Raw genomic sequence first — 13,818 nt, 5'->3', positions numbered from 1 at the left:
CGTCCCCCTATTGTGCGCCAGGCCCCTGCGCCCCTAGACGATTTCCGGGGCCAGGACCACCGGCGCACCCGGGGGACCGTCGTCGAGCAGCGTACGGAGCAGCTCGGCGAGTCTGGTCGGGTACACCGTCTCATGGGCCGAGAGAAGTTCCTCGGAGGTCCACCACCTGGCACCGCTGACGCTGCGCCGCTCCAGCTCGGTGAGCCCGCTCATCTCGGTACGCGTCCGCGTGGTCCGGGCCAGGTAGTACCACTCGTCCTGCTCCCAGCGCCGCCCGGCGAACGGGAACGAGCAGTACCGCTGCCACAGCACCGGACCCAGGTCCACGTCGGTGATCCCGGTCTCCTCGGCGAGCTCCCGCAGCGCGGCCTGTTCCCGGGTCTCGCCGCCTTCGAGTCCGCCGCCCGGGGTGAACCACCAGTGGTCCGCGGGATTGTCCGGTTCGAATCCGTGCAGCAGCAGGATCCGGTCCGCGGGGTCCAGCAGGATCACCCGGGACACCTTGCGGGGCCCGCCCGCGGCGGCCGCGTCAGCGGGCACCGGCCGGCTCCCGCCGGCGCCCGCGCCCCAGGACCCGTGCGACGGGCCCGTACGCGGCCCCCAGCACCACCAGGGCGGCTCCGGCCGTCACCGCGGCCAGCTGGAGGCGCAGCGGCCCCGGCCGGGAGGTCCCGCCGGGCAGGGAGGCGTACGTGCCGGGCCGCTGGATCATCTTCATCGAGGGCCAGGCGAGGGCGTCGACCCGGGCCTGGACCGCCGACCGGGGCACGGTGCCCTGGCCGGCCTCCTGGAGGTGGGCCCGGGAGTCGAGCGAGGCGGCGCGCCGGTCGCCGAGCAGGAAGAGGTTGCCCTCGGGCACCGTCACCTCGAACGGCGTGTCGGAGGCCGGTACCGCACCGGCGGCCGCGGCCTCCGCCGCGGGCTGGGCGAGTTCGAGGTACGGCTCGTCGAGCTCCTTGCCGTTCACCGTGAGCCGGCCGCCCGTGCCGCAGCACTTCACGGTGTCCCCGCCGATGCCGACGACCCGCTTGACCATGGGCGAGTCACTCCACATGTGGTCGGTGAACACGACCACGTCGCCGCGCCGCACCTCGCCGCCGTCGATCCGCTGCGCGAGCACCCGGTCGCCCGGCTGCACCGTGGGCGTCATCGAATCGGTCGGCACCGTGTACGGCCGGTAGACGAACGCCCCCCAGGCGAAGGCACCCAGGAAGAGCACAAAGCCGACGGCCACGGCGACTCCCGACAGCACATGGCCGAGACCGCCGCGGCCGTCCTTGCCACCGCGTATTCCTTCAGTACCGCTTGTCTGCGTTTTCAGCGTTTCGCCCATTGCAGCGCCCCCACACTTCCGGGATCGACGACCTGGGCGGCACCCTACCTGCCGGTAGTCCCGCTGGTCAGCCTCCGCCGGCGCCACATCACGACCGGAACCGCTCCGGCCAGGCCCAGCGCGGCCGGTCCGAGCCCGACGGGCGCGAGCCCGGCGGCCCCGAGGCCCATCGCGGTCGCCTTGGTCTGGTTCCCGATGCCCGGCTGGTCGAAGGTGTCCGGGATGGGCAGGGTCGCCCACCGGGTGATCGGCCAGGCCACGACCACGGCCCGCCCGACGACCTTGTCGACCGGCACGAAGCCCTGGGTGGAGTCCTGCATGTGGTAGCGGGAGTCCTGCGAGTTCTGCCGGTGGTCGCCCATCACCCAGATCTTGCCCTTGGGCACCGTGATCGGACCGAACGGGGCGTCGTCGCACGGGGTGTTGCCCGGGTAGATGTACGGCTCGTCGAGCTCCTTGCCGTTGACGACGACCGGTCCGCCCTTCTTGCACTCGACCGTGTCACCGCCGATGGCGATGGTCCGCTTGATCAGGTCCTTCTCGTCCGCGGACGGCATCAGGCCGATCTTGCTGAGGATCTGCTGGGCGAAGTTGGGCTCCGGGGTGGGCTCCCCGGCCAGCCAGCTCGCCGGGTCGTGGAAGACCACGACCTCCCCGCGCTCGGGCTCCGAGCCGAACCACGGGGTCAGCTTGTCCACGAGCACCCGGTCGCCGCGCTGCAGGGTGTTCTGCATCGAGTCGGACGGGATCGAGAACGCCTGCACCAGGAAGGTCTTGATCAGCAGGGCGAGCAGCAGGGCGATGCCGACGAGGAGCGGGAGCTCCTTCCAGAACGAACGGTGCGGCTTCGCCTCGGCACCACCGTCCTCGGCTTCGCGCTCGGCATCGTCCGGCCGCTCCTCGCCTTCATCGCGTCCGGATCGCGCGCCTACCGCCACATCCCCCACATCCACTCCTCAACCTCGCAGATCGCCGCCCGCGCCGAATCGGGTACGGGCCCTCCCCTCCCTTAACGAGCGGGAGTTCCCTAAGGCGCGGGAGACCGAGGACACACTATGCGAACGGCGGGCCGCGGCGGCGCCGTCGGCGGCCGCGTCGCCCGCTCGGGGCCGGATCGGGAACCGAACGGAAGGTCAGGGGCTGTTCGAGCTTGCGCCAGTGGTCGAACGGCCACGCGATGACGACGGCCTGGCCCACGACGCCCTTCTCGTCGATGGTGCCGTCGAAGGCCTCGTCGAGGTGGAAGCGGGAATCGGCCGAATTCGCCCGGTGGTCGCCCATCACGAAGAGCCGGCCGCGCGGCACCTGCACCTCGAACCGGATTTCGGACGGGGCGTTGCCGGGGCTCACGTACGGCTCATCGAGCGCCGTCCCGTTGACGGTGACGCGGCCCTTGGCGTCGCAGCACACGACGGTGTCGCCGCCGACGCCGATGACCCGCTTGATCAGGTCCTGTTCGTCGGCCGAGGGCAGCAGGCCGATGAAGGTCAGCGTCTGCTTGATCTGCTTGACGCCGACCGGGTCCGCGGGCGGGCGCGCGGCCTCGCCCTTGAGCCAGCCGCCGGGGTCCTTGAACACCACGACGTCGCCGCGCTCGACCTTGGAGCCGAACCACGGCGTCAGCTTGTCGACCAGTACGCGGTCGCCGATCCGGATCGTCTGCTCCATGGATCCGGACGGGATGAAGAAGGCCTGCACGAGGAAGGTCTTGAGGACGAGCGCGATGCACAGCGCCACGATGATCAGCAGCGGCACCTCGCCCACCCGCCGGGTGCGCCTGCGCCGCTTGACCCGCCGGGCCAGCCGGCGCCGCTCGGCGCGGCCACCGGTCTCGGCCGCGACGGGTTGCGCCTTGGCCCCTCGCCGCGACCCGGGCTCCCGCACGGGCCGCTCGGGGACCGCGGCGGACTCGGGCTCCCGCCGGGGCTCGGGGCCGCCCGGAGTCTCGGGTGCACGCCAGAACCGCGGCGCGGGCGGGGGCTGGGGCGTCGGCCTCGGCTCGGGCTCCGGGTCCGGCTCGGGGGCCCGGCCGCCTCTGGGCCGCCCCCGGCTACCCATGACCGCCACCGGAGGACGGTGTCGCCGCGGGAGCCGACCCCCACCGCGAAACCGGCCAGCCGATCCAGTCGGCCCGCCCGATCACCTTCTCCACCGGCACCATCCCCCCGCCCGGTTCCCCCAGGTGGTCCCGGGAGTCCCGGGACTGGGAACGATGATCACCCATGACCCACAGGGTCCCAAGGGGTACGACGATCCGGAAGGGCACCTTCGAAGGCGCGTCGCCGGGGTAAAGGTACGGCTCCTCCACGGGCACCCCGTTCACCTTGATCCGCCCCCCGGCGTCACAGCACACCACGTCGTCCCCGCCGACGCCCACGACCCGCTTCACGAAGTCCGTCTCGGACGGCTCGCCGATCCCGAGCGCGGAGGCCGCGCCGTGCAGGGCCTCGCCGATCGGCTCTCCGCCGGCCCGCTCCCGCACGAAGGACCCCGTGCCGTCGAAGACCACCACGTCCCCGCGCTTCGGCCCGTCGCCGAAACGGTACGCCAGCTTGTTCACCAGCACCCGGTCCCCGACCTGGAGCGTCGGCTCCATCGACCGGCTCGGGATCTGGAAGGGCTGTACGACGAAGTTGCTGACCAGCAGCAGGAAGCCCGTGCAGAGCACGCCGAGCACCGCGGCTCCGCGCAGCGTCAGGAGGGCCCGCCAGGCGGGCAGCGCACGGCGCCCCCGCAACGCAGAACGCGGCCGCCCCTCCCCCGTGTCGGGGGAGGAGTGGCCGCGCTGTGTGAGCTCTGCTTCGGTGTCCATCAAGGGGGAGCCTATCCGGCCGCCCCCGGGACCCGGAGATGAGATCAGCGGTCGCGCTTCTCCTTGATCTTCGCGGCCTTGCCGCGGAGCTCACGGAGGAAGTACAGCTTGGCGCGACGCACGTCACCGCGGGTGACGAGCTCGATCTTCTCGAAGATCGGGGAGTTCACCGGGAAGGTGCGCTCGACGCCGACGCTGAAGGAGACCTTCCGGACGGTGAAGGTCTCGGAGACGCCAGAGCCCTGGCGACGGATGACAACACCCTTGAACTGCTGGATACGGGAGCGGTTGCCCTCGATGACGCGGACGTGCACGTTGATCGTGTCACCCGGGCGGAAGGCCGGGACGTCGGAGCGGATCGAGGCGGCGTTGACGCCATCGAGCAGGTGAGACATGTTCTTCGTCTGCTTTCTTCGCACGACGCCACAGGCCGCCGGTGCGGGTTTCCGGAGAGAATTCGGGAGCCGCGACACTCGGCGGGCGACTGTCCCCCTGTGGCAGGGGCGCACGCGAGCACACAGCAGCCGCCTATTCTTCCACGGCCTCCGGCCTACGCCAAAATCGGCCGTCGGCGGTGGGCCGCCAGCCCAGGATGCTCAGGATCTCGCGGTCCTTCTTGTCGAAGGCCGAGGCCGCGCAGCGCTCGATCAGATCGGGGCGGTGGCGCGCCGTACGGCGGAAGGCCTCGTCCCGGCGCCAGCGGGCGATCTTCCCGTGGTGGCCGCTGAGCAGCACGTCCGGGATGCCCCGGCCGCGCCACTGCGGGGGCTTCGTGTAGACCGGCCCCTCCAGCAGGTTGGCCATCTCGCCGGGCGCGAAGGAGTCGTCGCGGTGCGATTCGGCGTTTCCGAGCACTCCGGGCAGCAGCCGGGCCACGGCCTCGGTGACCACCAGGACGGCGGCCTCGCCGCCCGCCAGCACGTAGTCGCCGATGGAGACCTCGTAGACCGGCATGCGGGTGGCGTACTCGTCCATGACCCGGCGGTCGATGCCCTCGTACCGGGCCGGCGTGAAGATCAGCCAGGGCCGCTCGGAGAGCTCGACGGCCAGCTCCTGGGTGAAGGGACGGCCGCTGGGCGTGGGTACGACCATGACCGGGCCGCGCGCGCCAGACTCGTATCCGTCGGCCAGGGCCTCGTCGAGGGCCTCCCCCCACGGCTCGGTCTTCATGACCATGCCGGGGCCGCCGCCGTACGGGGTGTCGTCGACCGTGTTGTGCCGGTCGTACGTCCAGTCCCGCAGGTCGTGGACGTGTACGTCGAGCTGCCCGCGGGCCCGCGCCTTGCCGACGAGGGAGACGTTCAGCGGCTCCAGGTACTCGGGGAAGATCGTGACGACGTCGAGACGCATCAGGCTTCTTCCCCGGCCTCGGCGCCGTCGTCACGCGTGGAGACGATCTCGGCCCGGTCGTCGATCAGCCCGGGCGGCGGCGTGATGACGCAGCGCTGCTCCTCCAGGTCGATCTCGGCGACGATCTCCTCGACGAACGGGATCATCACCTCGGTGCCGTCGGGGCGCTCGACGATGAAGAGGTCCTGCGAGGGCAGGTGGGAGATCTCGGTGATCCGGCCGATCTCGGTACCGTCCTCCAGCACCACGTCCAGGTCCATCAACTGGTGGTCGTAGTACTCGTCTTCTTCCTCGGGGAGCTCCGAGGGGTCGACGTCGGCGATCAGCAGGATGTTGCGCAGCCCCTCGGCGGCGGTGCGGTCCTTGACGCCCACGAAGCGGAGCATCAGCCTCCCGCTGTGCACGCGGCCCGTCTCGATGGTCAGCGGACCCGCCGACGCCGGTTCGGTCCGCAGAACGGCACCGGGCGAGAGCCGCAGCTCCGGCTCGTCGGTCCGCACCTCGACGCTGACCTCACCCTTGATCCCGTGGGCGCGGCCGATCCGCGCGACTACCAGCTCCACCTAGTTCTCCTGTTCAGACGACGACGGGCCGGGGCGGGCACGAATGCCCTCCCCGGCCCGTGCCGGTGATTCACGTTCTCAATGAACCAAGTCTCAGCGGACCTGGTCCACGTCGACGAGGTCGACGCGGATCCCCCGGCCGCCGATGGCGCCCACGACGGTACGCAGAGCACGTGCGGTGCGGCCGTTGCGGCCGATCACCTTCCCGAGGTCGTCCGGGTGGACCCGGACCTCGAGCACCTGCCCACGACGCAGGTTGCGCGAGGCGACCTGCACTTCGTCGGGGTTGTCCACAATGCCCTTTACGAGGTGCTCAAGAGCCTCCTCGAGCATGATCAGGCCTCGGTCGACTCGGCGGCGGCCTCAGCCTCGTCCGCCTTCTTGTCGGCCTTCTTCGCCTTCTGCGTGATGGCCTCGCCCTTGGTCTCGCCGATGCCCTCAAGGGCCTTGGCGAACTCGTCGAAGGAGCGACGCTTGCTCTCCTTCGTCTCCGGCTGCAGCAGCGGCGCGGGGGCCGGGAGGCCCTTGTGCGCCTGCCAGTCACCGGTCAGCTTCAGGATGGCGAGCACAGCCTCGGTGGGCTGGGCGCCGACCGACAGCCAGTACTGCGCACGCTCGGCGTTGACCTCGATGCGCGACGGGTTGTACGTCGGGTGGTAGATACCGATCTCTTCGATCGCGCGACCGTCCCGGCGGGTGCGGGCGTCGGCGACGACGATGCGGTAGTGCGGCTGGCGAATCTTGCCGAGGCGCTTGAGCTTGATCTTGACTGCCACTGGAGTGGTGTCTCCTGAACTTGACGTGGTTGGGCACATGAGATGCCACGTGGGGTTGCGGTACTCGGGTGCCCGATGGACGCGTCAGCCGGAGGAGAGAGGGGTCCTATGCGACTGTCGAGTACAGCTAGCCATTGTGCCACATGCCTGCGGCGCTTCTCGCGGGGAGTCGGCCGGGCTCAGGAGGCGGCCGCCGAGACGGCGATCTCGGGGATGCGGAACGGCTTCATACAGCCGCCGCACACGATCGGCGCCTGGGCCAGCACGGAGGGGACCACCCGCACGTTGCGCCCGCAGTCGCAGACCGCCTTGACGCGGACACCGCCACCCGAGGAGCCGTGCCGGGCGGCCGGCCCGCGGAAGCTGCGCTTGGTGTCGGCGGCCGTCGCGGCCGTGTGCGCCTTCAGCGCGCGCTGCAGCCGCTCCATGGTGGGGCGGTAGCGCTTCTTCGCCTCGGGATTGAGCGAGACCAGCGAGAAGCCGCTGCTGGCGTGCGGCTCGTCGGAGTGGTCCAGCCCCATTTCCTCGGCGATCGCGAGGAATCTGCGGTTGTGGTAGCGGCCTGCCCGCGAGGTGTCGCGCACTCCGCGGGCGGCTGCGATGCCGTGGACTGCCTCGTGCAGCAGTCGCTCGAAGGAGAGCTCGGCGCCGCAGGCGGACGAGGACTCTCCGATCAGGGACTCGGGCGCGGCAAGGTCAGGCAGCTCGGGGTGGTACCGCTGAATGTCGGCCCACGCCTGCGCCAGCTCTGCGGCGAGAACAGGTGGTGTCGTGCTCACGTCGTGACAACGAGCCGGGGTGCCCCGGTGTTCCGATTCCGGGCCATTCCAAATTTTTTGCACGTACCAGTCAGTTCAGTCTCATGCGTCCCGACGAGGACGGGTGCGCCGATCCCAGGATGAGTCGGTACGTAACGTCGACCAAAAGGACCGGCCCCGGCGCGCGGCTCGTGCCGTGCGCCGGGGCCGGTCCCCGGTCGGACTGCAGCGATCAGTACGAGCGCGCGACGATCGCGAGCGTACCGGGGGCATCGTCCGTCTCCGGAACCGACCCGTCCTCGGCGATCAGGCAGCGGACCGAGACGGCCTGCTCGGCCAGCTTGGCCTCGCCCTCGGGGCCGAGGTCGGCCCACGGGATCCGCGCCCAGCCGCCGGCGACGGCGGCCTCGGCGGCCTCCTCGATGGTGGAGACGTCGGAGGTGCGGGCCAGGCGGCGCTCGCGGGACTCGCGCAGCAGCTGCGCCTGGTCCTCGTCGAGGACCTTGGGCAGCAGGTCGGCGAGGGCCTCGATCTGCACGGGCTCCTTGCCGCCCGGGATCCGGCGGGCCAGCATCGCGGTGCCGGCCTCCAGGTCGCGGGGGCCGATCTCGACGCGGACCGGTACGCCCTTGAGCTCCCAGTCCACGGCGCGGCGGCCGAAGGGGGTGTCGACGCGGTCGTCGACGTGGACGCGGATGCCGGCGGCCTTCAGCTGCGCGCCGAGCTCGCGGACCTTCGTGACGGCCTCGTCGCCCTTGATCGCCATGACGACGACCTGGATGTGCGCGAGGCGCGGCGGGACACGGAGGCCGTTGTCGTCGCCGTGGGACATGATCAGGCCGCCGACCATGCGGGTCGAGACGCCCCACGAGGTCTGCCAGACGAGCTCCTGCTTGCCTTCCTTCGACAGGTACTGCGTGTTGAAGGCCTTGGCGAAGTTGGTGCCGAGCTCGTGGCTCGTGCCCAGCTGCAGGGCCTTGCCGTCGCCCATCATGCCTTCGAGGGTGAGGGTGTTGATGGCGCCGGCGAAGCGCTCCTTGGCGGTCTTGCGGCCGAGCACGACGTCGATGCCGAGCACGTTCGTCATGAAGTCGCCGTACACGTCCGTGTGGATGCGGGCCGCGTAGTCGCGGGCGTCCTCGTACGTGGCGTGGGCGGTGTGGCCCTCCTGCCAGAGGAACTCACTCGTACGGAGGAAGACGCGCGGGCGCATCTCCCAGCGGACCACGTTCGCCCACTGGTTGATCAGAAGGGGCAGGTCGCGGTAGCTCTGGACCCACTTCGAGAAGTAGTCGTTGATGATCGTCTCGGAGGTGGGCCGGACCACGACCGGCTCTTCCAGCTCCTTGCCGCCGCCGTGCGTGACGACGGCGAGCTCGGGGGCGAAGCCCTCGACGTGCTCGGCTTCGCGCGTCAGGTACGACTGCGGGATGAACAGCGGGAAGTACGCGTTCTGGGCGCCCGCGTCCTTGATGCGCGCGTCCATCTCCTGCTGCATCCGCTCCCACAGCCCGTAGCCGTACGGTCGGATGACCATGGTGCCGCGTACCGGACCGTTGTCGGCCAGCTCGGCCTTGTTGATCAGATCCTGGTACCAGCGGGGGAAATCCTCCGCCTGGGGGGTGAGAACGGGTGCCTTTGCCATGGCGCGAATGGTACGGCGCCGGGCGCGCCGAGCGTGAATCGGGTGGCGCACTCCTCTGGACGCGGGGGCGAATGGGGAGTTCTCTGGCAACGGGGGCACGGGGGCGACAAGGAATCAGGAGCGCTCTTTCGATGACACCGACGCCGACGGCGACGCTCGTCGCCCGGGACTGGGCGGAGATCCAGGAACGGATGCTGGTACCGCTGTACGAAGCGGTCTACGACCGGCTGGAGGTCGGGCCGGGCGACCGGCTGCTCGGCCTGGACTGCGGGTCGGGCCTGGCCCTGCTGCTGGCCGCGGGGCGGGGCGCCGCCGCCACGGGGGTGGAGGCGGATCCGGCGCGGCGTGCGCTGGCGCGCGAGCGGCTGCTGGAGGTGGTCCCGGCCCCGCCGGACGGCGCGCGCCCGTACGACGTGCTGCTGGCCTTCTCGCCGTCCTCGGCGGCCCTGGGCGCGGCCCTGCCGGCGGTCCGGCGGGGCGGGGCGGTGGTGCTGGCCGACTGGGGCCCGGCGGAGCGGTGCACGGTGCCCGCGGTCCTGGGCGGCGGTCCCGCGCCGCGGGACCTGGACGCGGCGGTGGCGCGGGCCGGGCTCGCGCCCGACGGATCGGGACGGGTGTTCTGCCCCTTCGGGTACGCGGACGTGGACAGCGCGGTCCGGGGGCTGCTGTCGACGGGGCTGTACGAGTCCTCGTCCGATCCGGCGCAGGTGGAGAAGGAGCTGACCGAGGCGCTTCACCCGTACGAGCGGCCGGACGGCGCCGTGTGGCTGCCGAACATCTTCCGCTACGTGATCGCCAGGGTGCCGTAGCCGCGGCGGCCGCGGGGGGCCCGGGCCGCTACTTCGCCTCCTTCGAGAGGCGGGGGACGCCCGCGGCCTCGTAGGCGGCCGGCTCGTCCAGCGTCTCGTTCGCCAGCAGGGCCTCGGTCAGCGCGTCGAGTTTCGGCCGGTGTTCGCGCAGCAGCCGGCAGGCCTCCGCGTAGCACTCGTCGACGATGCGCCGCATCTCGTGGTCCACCGTGTCCAGGGTGGCGGGGGCGGCCAGGAGCCCGTACGGACTCTGCGCGTCCGCCGGGATCGCCGTGAGGCGGCCGACGCGCTCGCTCATGCCCCAGCGGCCGACCATGCCGCGGGCGAGGTTGGTGACCTGTTCCAGGTCGTTCTCCGCGCCCGTGGTGATGACGTCGAACACGACGTGCTCGGCCGCCATGCCGCCCAGCGCGCCGATGATGCGGCCGCGCAGGTACTCCTCCGTGTACGAGTAGCGGTCCGCGTCGGGGGTGGAGAGGGTGACGCCGAGTGCCCGGCCGCGCGGCACGATCGTGATCTTGCGGACCGGGTCGGCGCCCGGCTGGAGCATGCCCAGCAGGGCGTGGCCGCTCTCGTGGTAGGCCGTGCGGCGGCGCTCCTCCTCCGGCATGACCAGGGACCGGGCGGCGCCCAGCTGGACCTTCTCCAGGGCGTCCATGAAGTCGGCCTGGGTGACCTGGCTCTGCTTGCGCTTCACCGCGAGGAGGGCGGCTTCGTTGGCCAGGTTGGCGAGGTCCGCGCCGGTCATGCCGGGAGTGGTGCGGGCCACCTGGTCGAGGTCCGCGTCGGCGGCGAGCGGGATGTCCCGGGTGTGGATGCGCAGGATGGCCTCGCGCCCGGCCCGGTCGGGCGGGGAGACCGACACCGTGCGGTCGAAGCGGCCGGGGCGGGTGAGCGCCGGATCGAGGACGTCGGGCCGGTTGGTGGCGGCGAGGACGACGACGCCCTCCGAGCCGGAGAAGCCGTCCATCTCGGTCAGGATCTGGTTCAGGGTCTGTTCGCGCTCGTCGTGGCCGCCCATGGCGGCCCCGCCGCCGCGGGCCCGGCCGATGGTGTCGATCTCGTCGATGAAGACGATCGCGGGGGCCACCTTCCGCGCCTCGGAGAAGAGTTCGCGGACCCGGGAGGCACCCACGCCGACGATCATCTCGATGAACTCGGAGGCGGAGGCGGAGAAGAAGGGCACCCCGGCCTCGCCCGCGACCGCCCGCGCCAGCAGCGTCTTGCCCGTGCCGGGCGGTCCGGCGAGCAGCACCCCGCCGGGCATCCTGGCGCCCAGGGCCCGGTACTGCTGGGGGTTCTTGAGGAAGTCCACGACGTCGTTGAGCTCGCCCTTGACCTCGTCGATGCCGGCCACGTCGGCGAAGGTGGTGCGTTTGCCGGCCTCCAGCTCGACGGGCTTGGGCGGCTGTTTGCGGCCCAGCCCGCCGACGCCGCCCATGGCCGAGCCCATGCGGCGGGCGATGAACACCCACAGGAGGACCAGCAGCAGCATCGGGGCGAGCGAGATCAGCAGATTGGCCAGGAAGCTGCGCTGGACGACGACCGGGGAGGCCGTGACGACGACGTTGTGCTTGCTGAGGTTCGCCCACAGGTCGTCGTCGGCGAAGGCCGGGCGCTGGGTGACGAACTTCGTGTAGTCGCCCTTGTCGCCGTCGGGCAGCGGCTGTTTGTTCTTCAGCTCGCCCTGGATGGCGTCGCCCTTGGAGTAGATCTTCGAGACGTTGCCGTCGGCGACCTGCTTGCTGAACTCCGTGTACGAGACGGTCGGCTCGTCGCCCTCGTTGAAGAACGACAGGACCACGTTGGCGAGCAGGAAGACGATCAGGGCGGCGAGGACCAGTCCGCGCCATCCCCCGGGCATCTTCCTCTTGGGCGGCGGTGCGGGCGGCGCGCCCTCGGAACGCCAGGGCGTGTCGGCGCGTTCGCGAGGCGGTACGGGGGTGGGGCTGGGCACGTGGCCTCCTTACTGCCGTCCTCGTGGCCGACCATAAGGGATATAGCGCACCATTGCGCCCGCAGGACGTACGCGGAAGGGCCCCGGCGGGATGATCCCGCCGGGGCCCTTTCCGTGCGTCCTCGTAGGGCTGCGGCCTACTTCATGAACTTCTTGAACTCGTCCGGAAGGTCGAAGTCCTGGCCGGGCCGGTCACCGCCGGCGGGAAGGCCGAACGGGCTGCCGCCGGTCGCGGGCGGCGCGCTCTGCGGGCCCTGCTCGCGGCGGGCGGCTGCCGCCGCCTCCTCTTCCTTGCGCTTCATCGGGTTGCCGCTCTTGCGCTTGCCCTTGGCCTGCTTGATCTGCTTCTTCTGCCGGCCGGGGCCGCCGCCCATCCCGGGGATGCCCGGCATCCCGGGCATGCCGCCGCCCTGGGCCATGCGGGACATCATCTTGCGGGCCTCGAAGAAGCGCTCGACGAGGTTCTTGACGGCGCTGACCTCGACGCCCGAGCCCTTGGCGATACGGGCGCGGCGCGAGCCGTTGATGATGTGCGGGTCGTGGCGCTCGGCCGGGGTCATCGACTTGATGATCGCGGCGGTGCGGTCGACGTCCCGCTCGTCGATGTTGTTGATCTGGTCCTTGATCTGCCCCATGCCGGGGAGCATGCCGAGCAGCTTGGAGATGGAGCCCATCTTCCGGACCTGCTCCATCTGGGCCAGGAAGTCGTCGAGCGTGAACTCCTTCGGGCCCTTCTGCAGCTTGGCCGCCATCTTCTCGGCTTCGGCCTGGCTGAAGGTCTTCTCGGCCTGCTCGATGAGGGTGAGCATGTCACCCATGTCGAGGATCCGGCCCGCCATGCGGTCGGGGTGGAACGCGTCGAACTCGTCGAGCTTCTCGCCGTTCGAGGCGAACATGATCTGCTTGCCGGTGACGTGCGCGATGGAGAGCGCGGCACCGCCCCGGGCGTCGCCGTCGAGCTTGGAGAGCACGACGCCGTCGAAGCCGACGCCGTCGCGGAAGGCCTCGGCGGTGTTGACCGCGTCCTGGCCGATCATGGCGTCGACGACGAAGAGGATCTCGTCGGGGCTGACGGCGTCGCGGATGTCCGCGGCCTGCTGCATCAGCTCGGAGTCGATGCCGAGGCGGCCGGCGGTGTCGACGATGACGATGTCGTACTGCTTGGTGCGGGCGTACTCGATGGAGTCCTTGGCCACCTGCACCGGGTCGCCGATGCCGTTGCCCGGGGCGGGCGCGTAGACCGCGACGCCCGCGCGCTCGGCGACGACGCTCAGCTGGTTGACGGCGTTGGGGCGCTGGAGGTCGCAGGCGACGAGCAGCGGGGCGTGGCCCTGGCCCTTCAGCCAGAGGCCGAGCTTTCCGGCGAGGGTGGTCTTACCGGCGCCCTGGAGACCGGCGAGCATGATCACGGTGGGCGCGGTCTTGGCGAAGCGCAGCCGCCGGGTCTCGCCGCCGAGGATCGAGACGAGCTCGTCGTTGACGATCTTGAGGACCTGCTGGCCCGGGTTCAGGGCCTTGGAGACCTCTTCGCCGCGGGCGCGCTCCTTGACGTTCGCGATGAAGGAGCGGACGACGGGGAGGGCGACGTCGGCCTCGAGGAGGGCGATACGGATTTCCCGCGCCGCAGCGTCGATGTCCTGCTCGGAGAGGCGGCCCTTGCCCCGGAGGGACTTGAAGGTCGCGCTGAGGCGGTCGGAAAGCGTATCGAACACGGTGGTCGCGATTCCTCGGGTCGGGGGCGTGTGGTCGCCCCCCAGGGTATCGGGCCCTCCCCCCGTCCGGGGACCCCGCCTGTTTCCGGCCCCGGGGCTCCCC

The 13,818-nt window shown here is 71.1% G+C and carries 14 protein-coding genes and 1 pseudogene; 1 reads left to right on the top strand and 14 read right to left on the bottom strand.

Annotation, left to right across the window (positions count from 1 at the left end; translation table 11 throughout):
* Positions 1–33: 33 nt before the first annotated feature.
* The 12 genes and pseudogenes from ACIBAD_RS13180 to proS all read right to left on the bottom strand — a co-directional run bounded on the left by ACIBAD_RS13180 (position 34) and on the right by proS (position 9,237).
* Positions 34–540: an NUDIX hydrolase gene (locus ACIBAD_RS13180; protein ID WP_134070821.1), complete on the bottom strand. Its 507-nt coding sequence runs from the start codon at positions 538–540 to the stop codon at positions 34–36.
* Complete coding sequence (gene lepB / locus ACIBAD_RS13175) at positions 530–1,333, bottom strand: signal peptidase I (RefSeq protein ID WP_398906384.1); 804 nt, start codon at positions 1,331–1,333, stop codon at positions 530–532. The genes ACIBAD_RS13180 and lepB (ACIBAD_RS13175) overlap by 11 nt, the downstream gene beginning before the upstream one ends.
* A gap of 44 nt (positions 1,334–1,377) precedes the next feature.
* Positions 1,378–2,271 (bottom strand): signal peptidase I, encoded by an 894-nt coding sequence (lepB, locus tag ACIBAD_RS13170; RefSeq protein WP_398906436.1) that lies wholly within the window; start codon positions 2,269–2,271, stop codon positions 1,378–1,380.
* Positions 2,243–3,391, bottom strand: a pseudogene (gene lepB, locus ACIBAD_RS13165) (signal peptidase I); the annotation flags it as partial. The gene lepB (ACIBAD_RS13170) and the pseudogene lepB (ACIBAD_RS13165), both read right to left, overlap by 29 nt.
* Positions 3,384–4,145, bottom strand: a complete 762-nt coding sequence (gene lepB / locus ACIBAD_RS13160; RefSeq protein WP_398906382.1) for a signal peptidase I — start codon at positions 4,143–4,145, stop codon at positions 3,384–3,386. The pseudogene lepB (ACIBAD_RS13165) and the gene lepB (ACIBAD_RS13160), both read right to left, overlap by 8 nt.
* A 44-nt stretch (positions 4,146–4,189) precedes the next feature.
* Positions 4,190–4,540: a 50S ribosomal protein L19 gene (rplS, locus tag ACIBAD_RS13155; RefSeq protein ID WP_008737520.1), complete on the bottom strand. Its 351-nt coding sequence runs from the start codon at positions 4,538–4,540 to the stop codon at positions 4,190–4,192.
* A gap of 133 nt (positions 4,541–4,673) precedes the next feature.
* Positions 4,674–5,495 carry a tRNA (guanosine(37)-N1)-methyltransferase TrmD gene (trmD, locus tag ACIBAD_RS13150; protein WP_134070827.1) on the bottom strand — a complete coding sequence of 274 codons (822 nt, stop codon included), beginning with the start codon at positions 5,493–5,495 and terminating at the stop codon, positions 4,674–4,676.
* Positions 5,495–6,058 carry a ribosome maturation factor RimM gene (rimM, locus tag ACIBAD_RS13145; RefSeq protein ID WP_134070829.1) on the bottom strand — a complete coding sequence of 188 codons (564 nt, stop codon included), beginning with the start codon at positions 6,056–6,058 and terminating at the stop codon, positions 5,495–5,497. Before rimM ends, trmD begins: the two co-directional genes overlap by 1 nt.
* 93 nt (positions 6,059–6,151) lie before the next feature.
* Positions 6,152–6,391: an RNA-binding protein gene (locus ACIBAD_RS13140; protein ID WP_030011889.1), complete on the bottom strand. Its 240-nt coding sequence runs from the start codon at positions 6,389–6,391 to the stop codon at positions 6,152–6,154.
* Positions 6,392–6,393: 2 nt separating this feature from the next.
* A complete protein-coding gene (rpsP, locus tag ACIBAD_RS13135) occupies positions 6,394–6,834 on the bottom strand; it encodes a 30S ribosomal protein S16 (protein ID WP_030162461.1) in 441 nt (146 codons plus the stop codon).
* A gap of 179 nt (positions 6,835–7,013) precedes the next feature.
* On the bottom strand, positions 7,014–7,613 hold the full coding sequence (locus ACIBAD_RS13130) for a hypothetical protein (RefSeq protein ID WP_134070831.1): 600 nt from the start codon (positions 7,611–7,613) through the stop codon (positions 7,014–7,016).
* Positions 7,614–7,824: 211 nt separating this feature from the next.
* Positions 7,825–9,237: a proline--tRNA ligase gene (gene proS / locus ACIBAD_RS13125; protein WP_134070833.1), complete on the bottom strand. Its 1,413-nt coding sequence runs from the start codon at positions 9,235–9,237 to the stop codon at positions 7,825–7,827.
* Positions 9,238–9,368: 131 nt separating this feature from the next.
* On the opposite strand from proS, the gene ACIBAD_RS13120 reads away from it, so the two are divergent.
* Positions 9,369–10,046: a methyltransferase type 11 gene (locus ACIBAD_RS13120; protein WP_134070835.1), complete on the top strand. Its 678-nt coding sequence runs from the start codon at positions 9,369–9,371 to the stop codon at positions 10,044–10,046.
* Positions 10,047–10,074: 28 nt separating this feature from the next.
* Here ACIBAD_RS13120 and ftsH read toward each other — a convergent pair whose 3' ends face one another.
* Both ftsH and ffh read right to left on the bottom strand, forming a co-directional pair.
* Positions 10,075–11,910, bottom strand: a complete 1,836-nt coding sequence (ftsH, locus tag ACIBAD_RS13115; RefSeq protein WP_398906434.1) for an ATP-dependent zinc metalloprotease FtsH — start codon at positions 11,908–11,910, stop codon at positions 10,075–10,077.
* Positions 11,911–12,140: 230 nt separating this feature from the next.
* Entirely contained in the window at positions 12,141–13,715 is a 1,575-nt protein-coding gene (gene ffh / locus ACIBAD_RS13110) for a signal recognition particle protein (RefSeq protein ID WP_134070839.1), read from the bottom strand.
* Positions 13,716–13,818: the final 103 nt, after the last annotated feature.

It is taken from the genome of Streptomyces sp. NPDC051109 (assembly GCF_044455885.1).
Classification (GTDB): Bacteria; Actinomycetota; Actinomycetes; order Streptomycetales; family Streptomycetaceae; genus Streptomyces.
Note: the sequence above shows the minus strand (reverse complement) of the source record. Positions and strands in the feature narration are given on the sequence as shown.

Coding starts and splice junctions, on each gene's coding strand:
- trmD (WP_134070827.1), bottom strand. CDS start 5,495: ATGCGTCTCGACGTCGTCACGATCTTCCCCGAGTACCTGGAGCCGCTG.
- lepB (WP_398906384.1), bottom strand. CDS start 1,333: ATGGGCGAAACGCTGAAAACGCAGACAAGCGGTACTGAAGGAATACGC.
- lepB (WP_398906382.1), bottom strand. CDS start 4,145: ATGGACACCGAAGCAGAGCTCACACAGCGCGGCCACTCCTCCCCCGAC.
- ACIBAD_RS13120 (WP_134070835.1), top strand. CDS start 9,369: ATGACACCGACGCCGACGGCGACGCTCGTCGCCCGGGACTGGGCGGAG.
- rplS (WP_008737520.1), bottom strand. CDS start 4,540: ATGTCTCACCTGCTCGATGGCGTCAACGCCGCCTCGATCCGCTCCGAC.
- ftsH (WP_398906434.1), bottom strand. CDS start 11,910: ATGCCCGGGGGATGGCGCGGACTGGTCCTCGCCGCCCTGATCGTCTTC.
- ACIBAD_RS13140 (WP_030011889.1), bottom strand. CDS start 6,391: ATGCTCGAGGAGGCTCTTGAGCACCTCGTAAAGGGCATTGTGGACAAC.
- proS (WP_134070833.1), bottom strand. CDS start 9,237: ATGGCAAAGGCACCCGTTCTCACCCCCCAGGCGGAGGATTTCCCCCGC.